This is a genomic window from Streptomyces sp. NPDC051636 (assembly GCF_044453765.1).
Lineage (GTDB): Bacteria > Actinomycetota > Actinomycetes > Streptomycetales > Streptomycetaceae > Streptomyces.
Genome location: NZ_JBITDA010000025.1, coordinates 26,251 through 44,035 on the forward strand (window position 1 = coordinate 26,251; position 17,785 = coordinate 44,035).

16 protein-coding genes are annotated in these 17,785 nt (G+C 70.6%); all 16 read right to left on the minus strand.

The annotated features are described in order from the left end of the window. Positions 1-84 precede the first annotated feature (84 nt). Positions 85-387 carry a hypothetical protein gene (locus ACIBBH_RS32800; RefSeq protein WP_399410907.1) on the minus strand — a complete coding sequence of 101 codons (303 nt, stop codon included), beginning with the start codon at positions 385-387 and terminating at the stop codon, positions 85-87. Continuing rightward, complete coding sequence (locus ACIBBH_RS32805) at positions 384-1,316, minus strand: replication-relaxation family protein (RefSeq protein WP_399410909.1); 933 nt, start codon at positions 1,314-1,316, stop codon at positions 384-386. The genes ACIBBH_RS32800 and ACIBBH_RS32805 overlap by 4 nt, the downstream gene beginning before the upstream one ends. A gap of 37 nt (positions 1,317-1,353) precedes the next feature. Next, entirely contained in the window at positions 1,354-3,534 is a 2,181-nt protein-coding gene (locus tag ACIBBH_RS32810; protein WP_399410911.1) for an ATP/GTP-binding protein, read from the minus strand. After that, complete coding sequence (locus ACIBBH_RS32815) at positions 3,531-4,004, minus strand: hypothetical protein (RefSeq protein ID WP_399410913.1); 474 nt, start codon at positions 4,002-4,004, stop codon at positions 3,531-3,533. The genes ACIBBH_RS32810 and ACIBBH_RS32815 overlap by 4 nt, the downstream gene beginning before the upstream one ends. Before the next feature lie 162 nt (positions 4,005-4,166). After that, positions 4,167-4,844, minus strand: coding sequence for an endonuclease domain-containing protein (locus ACIBBH_RS32820; protein ID WP_399410915.1), 678 nt, complete (start codon positions 4,842-4,844; stop codon positions 4,167-4,169). Positions 4,845-4,864: 20 nt separating this feature from the next. Beyond that, complete coding sequence (locus ACIBBH_RS32825; RefSeq protein WP_399410917.1) at positions 4,865-5,086, minus strand: hypothetical protein; 222 nt, start codon at positions 5,084-5,086, stop codon at positions 4,865-4,867. 445 nt (positions 5,087-5,531) lie between these two features. After that, positions 5,532-5,792 carry a hypothetical protein gene (locus ACIBBH_RS32830; RefSeq protein WP_399410919.1) on the minus strand — a complete coding sequence of 87 codons (261 nt, stop codon included), beginning with the start codon at positions 5,790-5,792 and terminating at the stop codon, positions 5,532-5,534. A 140-nt stretch (positions 5,793-5,932) separates the two neighbouring features. After that, a complete protein-coding gene (locus ACIBBH_RS32835; protein WP_399410921.1) occupies positions 5,933-7,930 on the minus strand; it encodes a hypothetical protein in 1,998 nt (665 codons plus the stop codon). Between the two features lie 364 nt (positions 7,931-8,294). After that, entirely contained in the window at positions 8,295-9,305 is a 1,011-nt protein-coding gene (locus ACIBBH_RS32840) for a hypothetical protein (protein ID WP_399410923.1), read from the minus strand. A gap of 93 nt (positions 9,306-9,398) precedes the next feature. Then, the gene (locus ACIBBH_RS32845) at positions 9,399-10,556 is read right to left on the minus strand and encodes a C40 family peptidase (protein ID WP_399410925.1); all 1,158 of its coding nucleotides are present in this window, start codon (positions 10,554-10,556) and stop codon (positions 9,399-9,401) included. Continuing rightward, complete coding sequence (locus tag ACIBBH_RS32850; RefSeq protein WP_399410927.1) at positions 10,549-12,939, minus strand: hypothetical protein; 2,391 nt, start codon at positions 12,937-12,939, stop codon at positions 10,549-10,551. Before ACIBBH_RS32850 ends, ACIBBH_RS32845 begins: the two co-directional genes overlap by 8 nt. Beyond that, a complete protein-coding gene (locus ACIBBH_RS32855) occupies positions 12,936-15,482 on the minus strand; it encodes an ATP-binding protein (RefSeq protein WP_399410929.1) in 2,547 nt (848 codons plus the stop codon). The genes ACIBBH_RS32850 and ACIBBH_RS32855 overlap by 4 nt, the downstream gene beginning before the upstream one ends. After that, entirely contained in the window at positions 15,482-16,081 is a 600-nt protein-coding gene (locus ACIBBH_RS32860; RefSeq protein WP_399410931.1) for a hypothetical protein, read from the minus strand. Before ACIBBH_RS32860 ends, ACIBBH_RS32855 begins: the two co-directional genes overlap by 1 nt. Further along, positions 16,078-16,362 (minus strand): hypothetical protein, encoded by a 285-nt coding sequence (locus ACIBBH_RS32865; protein WP_399410932.1) that lies wholly within the window; start codon positions 16,360-16,362, stop codon positions 16,078-16,080. Before ACIBBH_RS32865 ends, ACIBBH_RS32860 begins: the two co-directional genes overlap by 4 nt. A gap of 18 nt (positions 16,363-16,380) precedes the next feature. Then, the gene (locus ACIBBH_RS32870) at positions 16,381-17,484 is read right to left on the minus strand and encodes a conjugal transfer protein (protein ID WP_399410934.1); all 1,104 of its coding nucleotides are present in this window, start codon (positions 17,482-17,484) and stop codon (positions 16,381-16,383) included. Beyond that, positions 17,481-17,747 carry a hypothetical protein gene (locus ACIBBH_RS32875; protein ID WP_355858445.1) on the minus strand — a complete coding sequence of 89 codons (267 nt, stop codon included), beginning with the start codon at positions 17,745-17,747 and terminating at the stop codon, positions 17,481-17,483. Before ACIBBH_RS32875 ends, ACIBBH_RS32870 begins: the two co-directional genes overlap by 4 nt. Positions 17,748-17,785 lie beyond the last annotated feature (38 nt).

A 17,785-nucleotide genomic window follows, 5' to 3' on the forward strand; every position in this document is an offset into this window, starting at 1 on the left:
GCAGGGATCGGGGCCGGAGCGGCAGGGCGGGGAGTGCGGCGAAAGCGGAAGAGTCGCATCGAAGGCTCCTTCGTGGCGGGGTGGTCAGGTCTGCGGGGCGGTGTACGCAGCGGTGATCTGGTCGAGGAGGCTCTGCGCTCGAGCGGTGTGCTGCGCCACCCACAGGCGCAGTTGGGCCTCGGTGACGGTGGCGCCGGTGGGCAGCAGGAACCGTGCCGGCGTCCGGCCGAGCTCGAGCGCCTTCTCCAGGTGGCCCACGGCGGTGGTCAGTTCGGTGATGAACGACTCCGCACCCGCCTTTGCCGAGGTGCCGCCGCCATCGGCGTACGGAACGAGGGGGACAACGACGGCGGAGGCCACGGCGGGTCCGTGGTGGTGGGCGGTCATGCGGCCGGTGCCTTAACGGTCGGCTGGGGTCGCATCAGGGCGTCGACGGGCTCGGCGTCGCCGAGCACGGGAATGAAGATCTTGCTGAACGGCCCGTGCTCGCGCAGCTGGTCGAGGGTGGTGATGCCGGCGCGCAGGGCGGTGGTGGCGAGGACCGGGTCGGCGGCCGAGAGACTGCGCAGGTCGGCGATCCGGCGCTCGAGCCGCTCAGGGGAGGCTCCGGTGAGGACGAGCAGGATGCGCGGGAAGGCCTGGGAGGGGTAGCGGGAGCGCCAGGCCGGTGCGGTGGCCGTACGGCGTGCGGGACGGGGACCGCGGCCGGCCGGGGGTTGAGGCACGTAGCGCTGGTAGGCGGCGTAGGCGTGGAGCTTCTGGGCGAGACGCGCGATCGTCATCTGCGTCCGGTCGACCTCGACCATGAAGGTGAGCAGAGTGCGCTGCCGGCCGGAGACGTGCACGTAGTTGACGACGGCATCCGGGATCAGGCGCAGGTCCTCGCCGGGGCGTTGTTCGTCGCGGTAGGCGTGAGCGATTTCCGGTGACCAGTCCAGCGGCCCGCACTCGTGGCCGAGGGCGCGGGCGTGCGTGACGAACGCCAGGCCGGTCTCCACGGTGGCGAGGGTGTGCTCCTGCAGGGGGCCGGCGGCCGCCTCCGGGCTCATCCGGTACGGACGCTGGGGCAGCAGCCCGGTCGCTTCGACCGCGGTGGCGCCGGCTTCGGTGAGCCACCACAGCAGATCGGTCTGTCCGTGGGCGCGCCGGCCGACGCGGTCGACCAGGCCCCGCTCGCGCAGCAGGTGCAGCTGGCGGCGGATGTATTCGGCGCGCGTGTGGTGCGGAGTGAGCATCCGGTGCAGCTGCTGGGTGGAGATCAGGCGGTGCTGGTACAGCGCGTTCAGGGCCTGCTGGCCAACATCGTTTGCGCCCATCGGAGTTGGCGTGGGGTAGGGCATAGGGTGCTCGTTTCTAGTCGACGACGCTGGTGGGATCGCTGGCGGAGCCCTGGGCGGGGCGGCGCCGGGTGTGGTGGGCGAGGACGACGTCGTTGAGTTGCTCGAGGGCCTCGAGGATGTCGCCGAGCGGGCGGCGTCGCAGGTTGGTGTCGATCGCCGCATCGAGGTCTTTGACACCAGCGGGGTTGTCGTAGCGGGCGAAGACCTCCTCGACGGGCAGACCGCGCACCCTGAACGGGCTGGTGGGCTCGCCGTCGAGGGTCAGCGACATGATGTAGTGGTACTTCGGCAGCGCGGTGACGGTCTCCGGGGAGACCTGGCCGTTCCACCGCTTGACGATGAAGTCGGCCTCGTCGTGGTCGGCGGCGCAGGTCGCCAGCAGCGACCGGTTCTGCAGCAGCGCCTGACGGGTGATGGCGCTCAGCCGCAGCACCATTTGGGTCATCCCGGTCAGCCGGACTTCGTACTTGCGGAGTTGCTCGCAGATCGCGGCCACGAAGCCCTTGCTCGAGGCGTCCAAGGCGGTGAGCTCGTCGATCCACGCCCAAAATGTGGCCCGCTGCTCGCGTGGGGTGTCCTGCCGGGACAGGCCGGCACGGTGCAGATCGTGGACCAGGAGGCATGCGACCAGGCCGTCGGCCTCCGACCCGGAGGGGCATACGAACACCACCTGGCTGGTGTCCATGGCCTCGCGGACGTCGTAGCCGGAGGTCGGGTTGCCGAAGAACGCCTGCAGCGCCGGCGAAGTGTCGAGCCGGTCGATCGCGTAGGTGACGGTCGGCACGGCCTCGTTGGCGACTCGGGGGAACGTCTTCTCCCAGTAGTCGCGCGCGCTGGTGGGCAGGTGCGGCAGGAGGGCCTCGCGCCACTCCTCGTCGACGAGCCACGTCCGGATCTGGAAGAGCGTGGCCTGCGCCTCGGGGTGGCCCTCGCGTACAGCTTTGAGGTTGAGCAGGGCCAGGGCCTGCGCGGCGCGGGCCAGGATGGTCCGGGCGCGCGGGGCATGGTCGCCCCAGTCCTGGGCGGCGGCGATGCCCTCGGTGACCGCGCGGACAACCTTCTGGACGTCCGAGGTACGGCGGCGCTCCATCGACAGCGGGTTCCAGGAGACGACCAGCTGGTCCTCGTCGGCCTCGGCAAGGTTGATCTCCCACAGGCGGGAGGTGATGTGCGGGTGGGCCAAGTAGGGCTTGGCCCGGGCCCAGGCCTCGCCGTGCGGGTCGAGGAACCACACGCCGTATCCGTTGTGCGCGAGCGCGATGGCCTGCACGAGGGCTTCCTCGGTCTTGCCGTGCCCGGACTTGCCCAACACCAGGGCGAACAGCAGGTCCTGGACCCGGGCGGCTCCGATGCGTTCGCGGCCGTTGGGGTAGGTGACCGCGCCGAGCGGCACCAGGTCGCGCTGTCCGGTGTAGACGGGCAGGTTCGCCGGCGCCGGCGGTACGACACCGCCGGAGCGGACCACGCTGGAGGCGGTGCAGCTGCGCGTGGGCGGCTTGAGGAAGCCGCACAGCTCCGGGACGGTCATCCACTGCCGTCGGCGCGGGCGGAACTCGCCCGTGGTGAAGCGCCGGTCGAAGGAGGAGACGGCGCGCCGCGACCGGGGCCGGCGGGGCTTGAGGTAGTTCTCGCCGGACGTGGCGGCGAACACCGCCAGGAGCTGGTTCATGCGGGCCCGGGCGGCCTGGGGATGCCGCGCCTGGGTGCGCAGCAGCAGCTGCACGGCGAAAACCGGGCCGGCGGAGGGCTCGAACTTACCGATGCCGTCGCGCACATCGGTCATGCGCGGCAGCCGCTCGCCCCGCGATCCGACGGAGGTCTTCCCGCCGCTCCAGGCCGCGCTCAGCGACCCCATGAAGCCCGCCGCGCCGAACGAGCCGGTCAGCCGCTCGCCGTACGCAGACGGTCCGCGGCGCCGGGCGGCCGCCAGCAGCCGGCGACGCCGGCGGGCCAGCTGACGCTCGGGAACGGGCAGCAGATCCAGGACGACGTCGGCACGCTCACCGTCTTCGGTGCGCACGCCGGACAGGGCGGTCGCGAGCTGCTGCAGCGGGTCGGGTTGCAGGCCGAGCGAGGCCAGCGGCCGCTGGTCGGGCAGCGCGAGAGTCAGCTCGGCACGCTCGACGTACGTGGAAGCCGGGCCTTTGCGGGGTGCCGTGGCGCGGGGCTTGGCCAGGTCGACGAGGGTCGTCACGAGCGGCTCCGGCGCGGGGTGGGCAGGTCGAACCGGACCGGCTGGATGTCGCTGCGGGACCCGCCGGCGCGGATCTCGACCTCGGCGAAGCCCGGCATGGTCAGGACGGCCTGCGCGTGGGCGTGGCCCTCGAGGTAGCAGTGCATCCGACCGTTGCGGGCGCTGTAGTGCAGCCGGGCGGCCCGCCCGCGCCGCGGGGTGCTGCTGGCGGCGTAGCTGACGCGGCTCAAGTGCTGGGACCAGCGCCGTACTTCGCCCTCGCCAGGGTCGAAGGTGGATGTCGGTACCGTCTCGACGCGGACGCGTCCGGCCAGGGCGTCGCGTACGAGCAGCGCACGCCGCCAGGAGATCCCGCACGCGGCGATGAACCCAGCGGCGACCACGATGGCCATGTACGGCGCGGCGACGGCGATCCAGTGGGCGATGTCGAGCAGCAGCTTCGCGCCGTCGGGGAGGGAGCCGCCGTTCATGCGGGCGCCTGGACAGCGGAGCAGGGGGTGGCCTTCACGGTGACCTCCGGGTGGTCGTGGAGAACTTCCTTCACCCCGACCAAGTCGGGCCGGCGGGCCCGTTGTGACACCACCCCCGATACTTTGCCGTTGCTTTACTTTCGGTGTGGTCCGCGGCGGCTGTCAGCTGACTGATGCGCTGGACAGAGTGCTCTCCACGAAGGCGCGGACGATACCGGCGGCCTCGGCCACGGTCACCACCTTCGTCCACTTCGACGTCGAGGCGTGGGCATGGCAGTACAGGGTGATGTGGTGCACCCCGTGGGCGTACTCGCCGCGGTAAGCGTGTGGCCGACGCCGGCAACGACCGTGCCGTTCGACGTCTTCCAGATGATCGAGGACGACGTCGAGGTGAAAGCGGCGCGGCAGGGTGCGTGCCTTCCGGCAGCCCCGGCACTCCAGCAGGTGTTGGACACTCCCCTCCCGGCGGAGGAAGGCCACGCCCTTGCCTTCGAAGGTGTTGCAGCTCGAGCAGACCGGGCCCCTGACGAAGCCGTGCTCGTGACAGTGGTCCCAGATGAACGCCCGGCTCTCGCGGCACAGGCAGCACAGATAGTCATCAGCGCGGTGGGTACGGCGCAGCGAGCTGTAGGCGACGCCCTGCAGGTGCCCCTTGTAGGCCTGGAAGGCCTCGCCGGAACAGGCCGGGCACAAGGTGACGTAGCCGCTCGCGGTGGTGGTGCGCCATGCACAGCGACCTCCCTGGCGCTGGCAGCCGGTGCAGATCTGGGCCTGCTCCGCGAGGGTGCGGTCCCGCTCCTGCCAGCGATCCAGCATGTCCGCGTACACGCGAGGGAGCACCCAGTGCGTCCCGGACCAGGTCAGAAGCTCGGGCGAGTGCCGGCAACGGTGCGCTCGCCGTAGAACGAGACGAGGTCTTCGAAGGTGAGCTCGCCTGGAAGGCCGTGGGGGCCGATCTCGTACCGGCTGCTCCAGACGTCGGTGCCGAGGTCGTCGGTGATTTCGGGATCGAAGACGTCGAAGTCGTCGGTGGGGCAGGTGGCGATGGGGGCAGCGGCGCCGATTTCCGCGTCGGCGGGCACGCCGCGCGGCGGCGTAGATCCAGTAGTTCAGGGTTCGGCGCCAGTCGGCCCGACTCCAGTCGTCGAAGGACTCTCGGTCCTCGAAGTAGCGGCGATCGGGAACCCGGGCGTCCACGACGTCGGCGGTGTCGACCGTCATGGCGGCGAGGGCTTGGCCAGCGCGACGGATGTCTCGGTCGTCGTACTTCCAGCGGCCTTTGTCCTTGTATCCACGCACGGCGACGTCGCCGACGAACACATGGCCGTGGACGAGGAACTCGCCTATGCCGGGGATCAGTTCACCGGCATCGAGGGGCAGGCCGCAGTCTGTGGTCAGATCCGCCAGGATGTCCCGGGCCAGCTGTGGGCTGATGAGCATGCCCGGATGATCGCAGCAGGGTCTGACATTGCCGGAATGCCGGTTCCCGGCTCCGGGCGGGAGCCGAGAACCGGCGTGGGGACAGCGTTACGACCTACGCCAGCGGCGGTTCTGCCGGGGCAGGCCGAGCCGGGCCTGGACGGTCCGCTCGAGTCGGTCGACGAACTCGTCCGGGGTGTCCGGGCGGAGGGGCAGCACCCAGTACCTCGCCCACTCCTCGCGCTTCGAGCGGGCGCCGGTCCTATGCCGGCGAAGCCGGGCGACCGCTGCTCCCCGATGTTGGGGTCGGGTCGGGCGGGTCCGGCCGGCGTAGCAGGCCATGCCGTCGGCGTTTACGACGATGTACACGGCCCGCTCCTCCCGGCCGCTGTCCTCCTCGATGCCAAGAGGACAACACCTGAACTCCTCGAGCCAGGGAGAAGCCAGGCGTGCGAGCGCGGCGTACCGGTCCGGCGTCATCGTGACGACGCCGGACCACACGGGAGCAGTCACCGATTACGCGGCTTGGGCTCGGAGATGAAGCGCAGGTCCGCCGTGAGGTCCTCGATCTGGTCGAAGGAGGCCTCAATCTCGACCCAGGGCAACGGGTCCGTCGTGCCGTGCTGCTCCCGCAGGTCGACCAGGTCGCGCAGGCGGTACACGGCTTCGTTGAGCCTCTCCTGGAACAGGGTGAGTGCGTCGGCCTCCTGCTCCGCGGTGGTCTTGCCCTTGCCCTTGCCCTTGACGGCGAAGCCGTTACGGACGGCGCTGCGCAGGTGGGCGTTGTAGGTGGAGCCCTTCCAGCTGGTCGGCTGGTCGACGAGCTCCTTGCGCTCGGCGTCCCACCAGCGGGGCGCCTCACCAATGCGCACCCTCTTGATGGCGTCGGCGAGGATCTCCCGGCCCTCCTTCCTCTCCAGGAGGCCCTCGACGATCTTCCCGACGCTCGTGCGGGCGATGGTCGTACCGGTGATGGCCTCCGCAGAGCCTGCCGCCGCAAGGAGGTGCCCGCTCATGACCAGGGCGATCATGCCGAGAGCCCCGAGCAGGAGCGTGGCCTGGGTTTCCTTCGTTTCTGCGCGCTCGAGCAGCTTGTCGATCTTCTCGTCGGTGTCGACATTCTCCACGACCCACGGGTTATCGACCAGGCTCTGCCATAGGCACCCCGTCTCCAAGGCGGTGCGCTTGGACTTCAGGTCCCGGCCCGCAGAGTAGGAGCGCAGTCCCAGCTCGACGATCGGCCCGTTCCGGCGGCTGAGGACAAGGTGGCCCGACGTCTGCAGCTTGCTGCGCACCAGCGCATTGAAGGGAGTGCTCTTGTGTGTCAGCTGCTGCATGACCAGGGCGAAACGCAGGTCGGGGAGGACGGGGCTGAGGTCGAGGGCCTGCATCGCGTCGGTCACGGTCCCGCGACCGATCAGCGCGTCGCGCAGGGCCGGCGCCTGGCTCGGCGCCTCGGGGGCCAGGAGCCCCTCGGCGTACAGGCCGTTGATGATCTCCTCGGCGGTGACGGCGTTCTGTGCGCCGAGGTCGAACGGCTTGCCGCCGATGTTCATGCGCATCAGCAGGGCGCGGACCGCGGCGGGGAAGCGCTGCATCCGGCGGTCGGGGTCGTCGTCGCGGTAGCCGACGATGACCTGGACCGGGACGGTGATGGCGTTGAGGGCCATCGCCGCCTCGTTGCGGCTCTTCATGTCCGCCGGCGTACCGGCGGGCGGCTCGGCGAGTCGCCTGTGCTCCCGCTTGATCACCTTGCGGACGAGGTCGCGGCGAGCGGCCAGGGGCATCTGCATCAGGTGCGAGGGCAGAAGCTTCACGATCTCCCGGCTCGACTCCCCGATGAGGGAGTCGTCCACCCATCCGCGCGGCACGGTCACGCGGTGATAGCAGAAGGAGAGGCGGCAGTTGCCGTCCACGGCGGTGATGTCGGTGGCGGGCTCGCCCGCCTCGGAGGTGAAGGTCGCCGGGACGAGCATCAGGGGACGCTCGACCAGCCGCTCCCCCACTTCCTGGGGGTTGTCGGCCAGGACACGCTTCGCGGAGCGGTCGACGGATTCCAGGATGTCCAGGTACTCGTCGGGGTGCATCAGGACGGCGTGGTCCGGGTGGGACTGGGGCATGGCCAGCGCCTTGCGCCCACCGGCCGCCCGGGGGTCGGCCGCATAGGAGGCCTCGGCCAGCAGCCGGTCGTTCTCGATCGCGAGCGAGACCATGGGCGAGTAGGCGCGGTAGGAGATGACCATCAGCCAGCCGGTCTCCACGCGGTGCCGCTCGACGCGGATGCCAGCCAGCGTCTGCGGCTCGACCGCCCCCAGGACAAGGCGGCGGCGCACGTCGGCGGGAAGGTGGACGTCGGGGTGGGCCGCGAGGTAGGCCTCAGCCTTCTCCGTTGCACTTACCGGAGCGAGCCGGTGCTCGAAGGCGTCGTTGCTGTTGCGGAAGTCGGTGACCGGGATAACCGAGATCTCGTTGATCGGCTCGGGCTCCGGCGCAAAGGTGTCGCTCATCGCGACCGCCCTTCTGGGTATGGCCGCGCACAAAAAATATGGCGCGACCTGCGGAAGTACGCGAGGCAGCACCATTCGGAGGAGCTAACACCCCAAGTCGCCGTCAGAGGACCGCAGTCCGACCGGGGCGTACTCGGCGTCGGTGGGTAAGCCGTCGGCAATCCGGTTGCCCACCCCGGGAATTGGGGGCGGGGAGACGCGGGTCGTGCGTACTCAGACCGCAGTCCTGTACGCAGGCGTCCGGCCGCTGCATCAACGGCGTCAACGAAGCAGGGTAGTACCATCCGACCCCTTAGCGGAAATGGTTTTAGAAAGCCCTGATGGGTGGCCTGTTGAGGACGGGGCGGCGTCGACGTCCGCTGCTCTACAGAGGCGGGCTCGCCGAGAAGAACCCGCCGATGCTCCGCGTCAGCCGGGTTGCCTCCGACAGCCCATACCGGAACGCGAGCAGCGTGTAGACCAACACGAGGAACCCCACGAGGGCCAGCGGCACAAGCAGTTCCACGGGGGCGCCCAAGGGGGCCAGGGCGATGAAGGAGGCGGTCACGATGACCGCCGCCCATAGGCAGGCGGTGGCGAGGCGGCGCCCGTCGAGCCGGTCAGGTTCGAGTGGTGCTTCCTCGGCCAGGGCTTCCGCCGGCAGTACGGCGGTGAACCGGCCAGCGGCGATGTTGTTGGCGGCGAGTGCCGCGAGTTTGGCCAGCTGCTTCGCGGACGCCTCGCGATCGCCGGCAAGCCGGTCCGCGGCCTCGATGAAGGCGGCATCGACACGGTTGAGGTGTGTGGCCAGTGCGCCGCGGAGCATGCGGCGATTGCCAAAGTCCGCGGCGGCGTGGCGCGCGAACGTCCGTAACGGCAGTCCGAGGTGGGAGACCTGCTGGCTGAGGTTGATGGCCTCGGTGTACCGGGTGTCGGGGCGTGCGACGGTTGCGCTGACTGTCAGCAGGCTGAGCAGCGGGTACAGCGGTTTCGAGCAGCGGGCTATCGTCTCCCCCTGCATTGCCGCCTGCACCAGCATGATGCCCAGGATGAGCACAACGGGAATCTGAAACTGCCACATCGTGGTGAACCAGTTCACCTTCGCCCACGAGCAGTCAGTGGTCGGTGACGGCTCCAGTTGCCCGCCGGGCCGGCACGACCCGCGGTAGAAGGCGATCATCAGGAGAACGAACGCGCCCATGACGATGACGGCTTTGAGCGCCATACGCGGGAACTGCCCCCGCTCGTACGTGAGCGCTTGGCGGATGGTGGCGGCCTCCAGCTCGAGGCCCAGCTCGGCTGCCGCCGTCTCCGCGGCGGTCACACGCTTCTCGACGCACCGATGATGCAGCCGCAACAGCGGGTGCATCCACGACGGTTGGGCCGCAGCACTCACGCTTCTCCCCCCGAAGGCCAGCCTGTCGGGTAAGCCTATGAGCATCCACCGACAGCGCACCTTCAGCAGGCGAGGCATCAGCCTCGCCTGCCACTAGACGATCCGCCGTACGACGAGGATGGTGCCGTGCGTGGCGACCTTGGCGACCTCAACCACGCGGCCAGGCCTGGGCGCGTGTACGAGGAGTCCGTCGCCGATCGCCATCGCCACGTGTTCCGGCCGGGACGCGGAACCCTCGGTGAAAACGAGGTCGCCGGGCTGGAGGGACTTGGCGTTCGCGGGCACCGCCCGCCCGTCGTGGATCTGGGTGTAGGTGGTGCGGGTGATCTGGATGCCGGCGACACCATAGGCGCGCTGCATCAGCGAGGAACAGTCGCACCGCCTGCTGGGATCGTCGCCGTGCGGATCCGTGCAGCTGCCGCCCCACTGGTAGGGAGTGCCGAGCTGCTGCAGGGCCCACTGGATCGCGGCCCGGGCGGCGGGCTTGGCGGTGGCGGGGATTTGGTAGCCGTCGGGCAGCTTGCCGGCCTCGATCGTCCCGTACTGCGAACCGTCGGTCTCGGTAGTGCAGTTCAGTCCGTACGGGTTGGCGACCGCTCCAGTGGGGCTGTCCACGGAAGCACCGAGGGTGGGAGCGATGGCCTTCTGCAGCGCGGTCGCCAGCGGCTCGTGCTTGGCGTACGCCTCCTTGTAACCGCTCTTTTGCACCTTCTGCGCGGCAACCGTGACCGGCATCGACTCCCAGCCCTTGACCGACTTCAGGGCGTTGTAGAACTTCTTGCTCGCATAGACGGGATCCATGATCTGTTCGCGGGTGCCCCAGCCCTGGGAGGGCCGCTGCTGGAACAGGCCCACGGAGTCCCGGTCACCGTGGTCGAGGTTGCGCAGGGCGGACTCCTGCAGGGCTGTCGCGAGCGCGACGACCTGACCACGGGCCGGGATCCCGAGCTGGATCCCCGTCGCCACGATGACCTTCGCGTTGGGGAGCTGCTCCTTCGGGTACGGCAGCCCGGACACCTTCACGTCGCTGCTACCGGAGACCAGGGCGCTGACCTTTTCGGCGAGCTGGGCGGTGTCGGCGTCCAGGCCCGCGCCGCCCGGCCCCTCGCACTGGAGCTGGGCGGCGGCGGTCTGCGCTTCGGCTTCTTCGCCGGCCTGAACGACGTACGAAGCGACTCCTGACATGAGGACCACGCCGAGCAGGAACAGCGCGAGGCTTCCACCCAGCCACTTCTTCGTGCGGCTACTCATCGTCGGCGTCACCCGCTGCGCGGCGCTGCAGCTCTGCCTCTTCCAGCTCGTTCAGGTATGCCTCGTAGTCGTCCTGGGAGGCCCGGTTGGGCTGCAGGCTGCGCCGGGGCGTGGGCGGCGTCCGGCGGATCCCGCGGTCCAGACGGCGCCGCAGCTGCTGCTGTCGCGCCGAGTTGGCCGGCTGAGTCGGAGGCTGGTGGCGGGGCCGGTGCCGGTTCGGGCTGCTGCCCTGCCGGGTGCCGGACGGGCGGGCGGATGTGCTGCCTGGCCGGTGAGTCGGGCGCGGGGGCGGCGTCCGCCGCGGCGGACGCGAAGGCCGCGGCGGCGAGGACGGCCGGGGCGGAGCGGTGGTCGGGCGCGGCGGGGTCGCGGGCGCGCCGGTCGACGACGGCGACACGGGCGGCAAGGGCTGCGGATGTGATCCGGGCGGCACCCCCTGGTTTTGCGGGGCGGGGGCAGGCGCCGGTGGCGGTGTCCCGGGGGCGGGGCGTCCGGGCCGTCCGGCGGGGCGCGCGTTGCGGGGCCGGGCCCGGCCGTGGCCACGGCTGAGACGGGACATCAGTGCGGTCGCTCCGATGGACTGCGGCATCGCGTAGCCGATCGCGGTCAGTGGGTTCCCGGTGGCCAGCGCGGTGGTGGCCAGGGCGCCGCGGACCAGGCCTCGGGCCGCCTTGCGGCCCAGGTGCTGAGACTTGGGGATCGGGGTGGCGGCGGGGGTGAAGATGCTGCCGTGGGTGCCGCCGATGCGGCCGCTGGAGAGCTTGGCCTTGAGGTTGTTTGCGATCTGTGTTGTGCGGGCCTGGAGTGTCTTGCGCTTCTTGACTGCGGCGATGCATACGACGTCGACGGCGAGGAATCGCAGGGTCAGCTCGCGTCCCCAGTCGGTTTGTACGGGGTCGAGGACCGTCTTGAGGATGATGATGAACACCGCGAGCGAGGTGACCGCGATGAGCATCTGCGCCAGGCGGCGCCACACGGAGGCTGCCCAGTCCCAGAGGAAGGCGCGGCCGATGCCGGGGATAGTGCCGGCGATCAGGGCGGGTTCGCCGCGGATCGCATCCCAGGCGAGGGCGCACTGGGCGGTGAGGAAGTTGCCGGCGAGACCGACGATGAGGACGGTCACGATGATCGAAGCGATCAGGAGGAAGAAGGCACCGCCAAGCTTGTCGAGGCTGGCCTGCTTCGCGGCGTTGATGTCGCCCTTGACGCAGTCCTCTTCGAAGTCCTCCATCGGGACGCCGCCGTAGTGGTTCACGGCCCACTTGATGGCCCATTCCTCCTGCCAGCGGATCCCGCTGGTGAGGACGTCGTCGGGGGTGAAGTCGATCTCTCGGTGGAGGTCGGTGACCTTCTTGACGACCTTGTCGACCTCGCGGTCGAAGGCGAGTTGCTCGATCCGCTTCTGGGAGTACTCGACGGCGCACTTGCCCTCGAAGACCTGCCCGTACTGCAGCAGCATGGCCGGCTTGACGATGAAGGCGTCGGTGAGCGCATCGGTCAGGGGCCGCGTCAACGTGTACGAGGTGGCGGGGGTGTTGACGTCGTTGTTGGCCCAGGGCGTGGTGGGGTCGGCGTCGAGGATGACGTCGGCGACCTCGAGCGCGAAGCCGCGCGTGACGGCGATCGCGCCGTCCTCCCCCAGCAGGGTCTGCGGGGTGGAGGACAGCAGCGTCGTGGTCAGCGCCGCGAGGACGATGGACAGGGCGGCGTCGCCCCAGCCCTTGGCGCGGTCCCCGAAGAAGATCCGGCAGGTGCAGATCAGTGCGCACATCGCGAGGAACAGGCTGGGCAGCCCCATCTCCATGATCACGCGGCTGTGCAGGGAGTTGGCGATGGCCAGGGCCGGGGAGAGCAGCAGCTTGGCCAGGCCGAAGGACAGCGTCCAGCCGATCAACCAGCAGCAGAACGCGATCAGCCACTTGGTGACCATGAAGCAGCCCTCGGCGAGGAGGTTCATGATCCCCAGGTCCCAGCGGGTCCAGCCACCGGTGTCCGACTTCACGGTGTAGACGCTGATCGGCAGGTTGTTGGCGTCGGTGACGTTGAAGACGCCGAGGATGCCGCCCTCGTCGGGCAGCTGCTTGCGGACGTCGTCCGCCATGGCCTCCCTCAGCGCGGCCTGCGCCGACTTCGAGAACTTCTCGTTGGCCTCCTCCATGAACCGCTGGGCTTCTTCGAGTTCCTTCTGGCTCGGCGTATTGCCCGCGTTCGGGGTGGTGGCAGTGGCGCTCGGCGTCGGTGTCGGCGTGGGGGCGGCGTGCGCAGGCAGGGAGGTGAGCAGGGTCAGGGTGGTAGCGGCGATGGCGGCGAACAGCACCGCTATGCGCAGCCGGGCATTGCCCAGGGCGCGCAGCCGGATCCGCCAGAGTCTGATCGCCCTCATGCTGCGGCCCGGTAGTCGCTGGGCGTGGTGTGGATGGCGCGGGCCACAGCGGCGTCGAAGGGGATGAGGACCTTCATCAGCCCGACGCGGCCGGCGAGGTCGCGGTAGAGGCATTCGCCGGCGCGGGCGATGCGCTCTTCCTCGGGCAGGTCAATCGGGGACAGCCCGGAGGTGACCAGGTCGAGGAGGTCGGGGTCGGTGGAGTCGACGCCCAGGAAGTCGAGTCCCCGTACGGCGAGGGCTCGGGTGGTCTGCCGGAACATCAGCCGGTGCGGGATCAGGCCGCGGATGATGGCGCCCTTTTCGGAGCCGGCGGGGCCGATGTCGTCGGGGTCGTGGGATCCGACGTAGGCGGCGGCGTTGTGCTTGCGGCCGTCGCGCATGAGCTCCAGCAGCAGTTCCAGGCCTTCGTCGGAGCTGGTGAGGTACCAGCACTCGTCGAAGACGGCGACCGCGAACTCCTCCTTGGAGGCCATGGCGGTCTCGCGGGCCACGGCGGCGATCAGATACATGACGGCGCGGCCCAGGACCTTCTCGAACTCCAGGCGTTCGATGCGGTGGTCGCTGGCGAGCTCGGCCTTCTTGGGCAGCTGGAGGGAGTTGACGGCGAAGACGACGGCGTCGGCGCGGCGGGTGTCGACGACGGGCAGCGTGTCGTCGAAGACCACCGCGGCGAGGTCCTTGCGGGCCACGGCCTTCAGCTTGCGGGCCAGGGCGCGGGCCGCCGGGTCATCGGTCTTTCCCCGGTCGGTGAGCTCGTCGACGAGGGCGCGCATCGACGGGTTGGGCCGTGCCAGGACCGCTTCGACGGCTTCAGACAAGGCGACGCCCTCGAGCTCCATCGGCTTGACGCCGAGCAGCAGGGTCAAGAAGCTCTCGCAGAACCGGGCGGCGATCTTCGGGCTGTCGGCGTTGAACAACCTCAGCGGGTCGAGGCTGACTTCGGCCTGCTGGTCAATGCGGATGACCTGGGTGGTGCCGGGGCAGGCCTTCGCGAACCGCACCCACTCCTCTTCCTTGGTGCGGTCGACGATGACGGCGCGGCCGCGGGAGTTGGGCTTGCCCGGCTGGTGGCCGCGGGCGAGGACGTTGTAGACGGCCGTCTTCAGCCCGACGGACTTGCCGGCGCCGAGCTCACCGATGAACGCCATGGACGCGGAGGCATTCTCGCGGGGGCCGCGGGCGGGGTCGACCAGGACGGGCCGGGCGCCGCCGGAGGCGAGCTGCAGCCCGAACAGCCCTCCGCGGTCGTCGCCGAGCGCGCTTCCGCACCAGGGCATCGACAGGGCGAAGTCGTGCGCGAGGAGGGTCTGGGCGTAGCCGGTCAGCACACGCGGGGTGCGGCAGCCGGGCAGCATGGCCCGCCACAGGTTGGCCTGCTCCCCCACCGGCCGGGCGAAGGTGTAGTCGGTGGCGCCGAAGTCGTGCGCGAGCGCGGCCGCCCGGTCCTGCACGTCGTCGGGGCTTGCTCCCCATACAGCGAGCGTCACCATGGCCTGGATCTCCACCTCGCGTTCGGAGGAAGAGATCCGCTCACGGAATTCGTCGTTGTCGGCCTCGTTCTTAGCGATCGAGGCGGGCGGGCCGGCCGGGTCGCCCTCGTACTCGGCGGCCTGGGAGCGCAGGTGCCGTGCGCGGCGGCGGCTCTTGGCCTCGGCCTTGCGGCCGGGGGTGATGACAAGGCGGGCCGCCCAGTCCACGGGGTAGGCCAGGTCGTCCAGCTGCTGCAGGTAGGCGGCGCCGGGCAGAGCGAAGGCCTCCGGCATCTCGGACAGGGCGAGCATCGCCTGGTAGGAGTCGCCCCATTCGCTGGACACCTGCAGGTACCGGCGCTGGAAGGGGTTGCCGGGGACCGGGCGGCGGGTGTTGAAGTCTGTGCCGCCCTCGGCCAGGAGCATCTCGCCGAGGGCGGCGACCGTGCGGCCGCGGCCGCGCACGGCCGGCTCGGTGCCGTCCGGGAGGAACGGCTCGGCCAGCCCGCGCCGCGCGCTGTGCCCGTAGATCCACAGGATCTCCGCCTCGGTCGCGGGCCGCATCGCCACGCCGGTGGGCCAGCGGGCTTGCATCCGCTCGGCCTGCGCGGCCCGCTCGGCGATCTCGCTGGTGCTGATCGGGGCGGGCATCAGGCCGAGCGCGGTGGACACTTCGGCCCGCGCGGCGCGGAACGCGGCGGCGAGCATGTCCTTTTGTGAGGTGGCCGGCAGCGGGACGGCGAGCCAGTCGGTGCGCCCGGTCAGTTCCATCGCCTCGAGCTGGTCGAGGACGGCGTGGCCGAGCTGCTCGTAGCGCGGGCTTCGGGCGAGGTCGACGTCGGCGACCATCGCGCGTACGACGGCGATCGGGTCGACCTGCGGGCACAGGCTCAGCAGCATCGGCTCGCCGGTGAGCGACTTGAACAGCGATTCCAGTGCCTTCAGCCGGCGCTTCTTCGCTGCCTGCGGGGCGTGGGAGTAGTTGGCGGCCGCCACCCGCCACACCGCCCAGACGGTGCCGGACGTGGTGAAGATCAGGTTCTTGGCAATGTGCCGGATCGGCAGACGCATTAGTTCTCCAGGTCGGTGTGTGCCGTCGGGGTACGGCGGGCGAGCAGGGCCTGCACCCCCGACGCCATGGGCGCAGGCGCCGCCGCTCGCGCCGCCGGCGGCGGGGCGGTCTGGGCCGCCGGCCGCCGGGGCTGTGCTGCCCGGGCCGGTGCCGGCAGCGGGGCTTCGTCGACGTCGGGATCGGCGAGGGTGACGCGGGGCGCGTCCCGTTCGGCGCGAGAGGGCCGAAGCGGCCGGCCGTGGAGACGGCCCCAGCGGGGGCTGGCGAGCATCAGCACGACGCTGGCCGCGGCAGCGGCCGGGTTACGGCCGTCGATGTGCAGGTGCCGCATGGCGAAGGCGGCACCGAACGGGACGAGGACCAGGACGAGGACGTCGCCCAGACCGTGCCCGCCCCAGATGGGGCGGGACAGGACCAGCAGGCCGACCGAGAGGACGATCGCGGCGAGCTGGGTGAGCGTGTACGGGCCGAACGGCAGCCGGAAGTTGGGGCCGCCGTTGACGCTGCGGACCACACCGTGGACCAGTGGGGCGCGCCGGGCCTTGGTGTAGCAGCGGCCGACGAAGTCCTCGTCGAGCTCTTCGGCGGCCGGCCTCACTGGTCACCCTGGACGACCGTGTTGCCGCCGGTGTCGTACTGCTTGACGGTGTCCCCGGTGGTGTCCTTGATCGTGGCCATGTTCGCGGACAGACCCCACACGACCCCGGCGAAGATCACCGCCATCAGGGTCGGGCCGGGTGCACGGGTCTTGAAGCCGACGACGAGGACGAAGATGCCGCACAACACCGGAATGAAGACGTTGAAGATCAGCGTCTTCATGTCGGTACCGAAGCCGGTCCCGATGGTGATCCAGTCGGCGGCGAGGGATACGGACTGCATGGCGAGGTGCTCCTTCGGTCAGGGAGTTGAAGCGGTGGTGGGGGCTGCCTGCGCGGGCAGGGCCGGAGACGGCGCGCCATCAAGGGCGGCGATCTCCCAGCGGCCGGCGCGGGCCTTGAGGGTGAGCGCGTAGGAGAGGGGCACGCGGACCTTGTCGTGGTCGGTGGCGCGGACGGTGACGACCAGGCGGCTGCGGGTGCCGTCCTTCGGCACAGTGCTGACGGGCTCGGTCCCCTGGTCGCCTTCGATGCGCATCTGGTCGACGGCCACGCCGGCGTAAGGGGCGGGCGTGATCGCGGTGAGCTTGGTGCCCGGAGCGAGGTAGCGGTCCAGCTCTCCCGACCCGGTCAGGTAGGCGAGCAGGAACTGGGTCACCGCTTCGGTGCGCGGGTCGGAGCTCACGGCCGGCTGCTCCGGCCCGTAGATCAGATCCGGGGCCTTGATGCGGGCCGGGGCGGCGACTTCAGCCGGCATCGACAAGGCGGTGTAGCCGGTCGCCCCTCCCCCGGCCGGGCCGACGGCGACGGGCACCTGGAAGTAGTGGATGCTGTCCGCGGCCGCCTCAGCGGCCGAGGGGCGGGAGTCGCCGGCAGCAGTGTCGGCTGCCTTCGTCTCCTTGGCGGTGGGCTCGGTGTCGGACACGATGCGGGCCGCGACGGTCACCGACCACACATCGGGGTCGGTCTGCCGCAGCCGTACGACGGTGAGTTGCTCGCCGTGACGCCGTCCGGGCTCGCCCTCGAGCTGGAGCTCGGCGGCCGCCGGGTAGTACGCGGCCAGCTTGTCCTGGTCGCCCTCCCCCGCCCGCAGGTACTGCGCCACGAACAGGGTGGCGAACCCGGCGGCGCCCTGGGAGCCGGTGCCGGCCGGGGCACTCGCTGCCACGGTCGGCTGCGCGGTGGACGTCGTCGAGGCCCGCGCCAATGCTGCGCCGCCGAGGACCGGGCTGATCAGGAGCAGGCCCCAGGCCGTCCAGCGCAGCAGTGCGCTGGTGTTGGCGCGGGCGCCGGTCGACCAGCCGCCGACGTAGTCGTCGTCCGCGGCCGGCTCGTCGACGTCCCACTCCTCTTCCACCGCAACCGGCGCATCTTTGGCGGGACGGCGGGCGAGAAGGCGCTTCATGCCGCGCCTCCCGTCGCCAGCAGGTTGTGGCCGGCCAGCTCGGCGATGCGGGCACGCAGTTCGGCCTCGGGGCGGCGGCGCAGCGCCTCCAGCGAGGCGAGGACCTCAGCGGCGTCGTCCGTCAGGAAGCTGCGGAGCTTGTCGTGGGTGGTGGTGTCGAAGGGGGTGTGGACCAGGGCGGCGCCCAGGCCGATCAGCAGCCGCTGGGCGCGGGTGACGCGCTCTTCGTCCTCGTCCAGTCGGGTCCTCGTACGGGTGGGCATGCAGGTCTCCGTCTCTTCTCGGAATCGGATTCGGGTGG

Bases quoted from the DNA above. Each gene is read 5' to 3' on its own strand.
- ACIBBH_RS32800 (WP_399410907.1), bottom strand. From the start codon at position 387: ATGACCGCCCACCACCACGGACCCGCCGTGGCCTCCGCCGTCGTTGTC.
- ACIBBH_RS32805 (WP_399410909.1), bottom strand. From the start codon at position 1,316: ATGGGCGCAAACGATGTTGGCCAGCAGGCCCTGAACGCGCTGTACCAG.
- ACIBBH_RS32815 (WP_399410913.1), bottom strand. From the start codon at position 4,004: ATGAACGGCGGCTCCCTCCCCGACGGCGCGAAGCTGCTGCTCGACATC.
- ACIBBH_RS32835 (WP_399410921.1), bottom strand. From the start codon at position 7,930: ATGAGCGACACCTTTGCGCCGGAGCCCGAGCCGATCAACGAGATCTCG.
- ACIBBH_RS32845 (WP_399410925.1), bottom strand. From the start codon at position 10,556: ATGAGTAGCCGCACGAAGAAGTGGCTGGGTGGAAGCCTCGCGCTGTTC.
- ACIBBH_RS32850 (WP_399410927.1), bottom strand. From the start codon at position 12,939: ATGAGGGCGATCAGACTCTGGCGGATCCGGCTGCGCGCCCTGGGCAAT.
- ACIBBH_RS32855 (WP_399410929.1), bottom strand. From the start codon at position 15,482: ATGCGTCTGCCGATCCGGCACATTGCCAAGAACCTGATCTTCACCACG.
- ACIBBH_RS32865 (WP_399410932.1), bottom strand. From the start codon at position 16,362: ATGCAGTCCGTATCCCTCGCCGCCGACTGGATCACCATCGGGACCGGC.
- ACIBBH_RS32870 (WP_399410934.1), bottom strand. From the start codon at position 17,484: ATGAAGCGCCTTCTCGCCCGCCGTCCCGCCAAAGATGCGCCGGTTGCG.
- ACIBBH_RS32875 (WP_355858445.1), bottom strand. From the start codon at position 17,747: ATGCCCACCCGTACGAGGACCCGACTGGACGAGGACGAAGAGCGCGTC.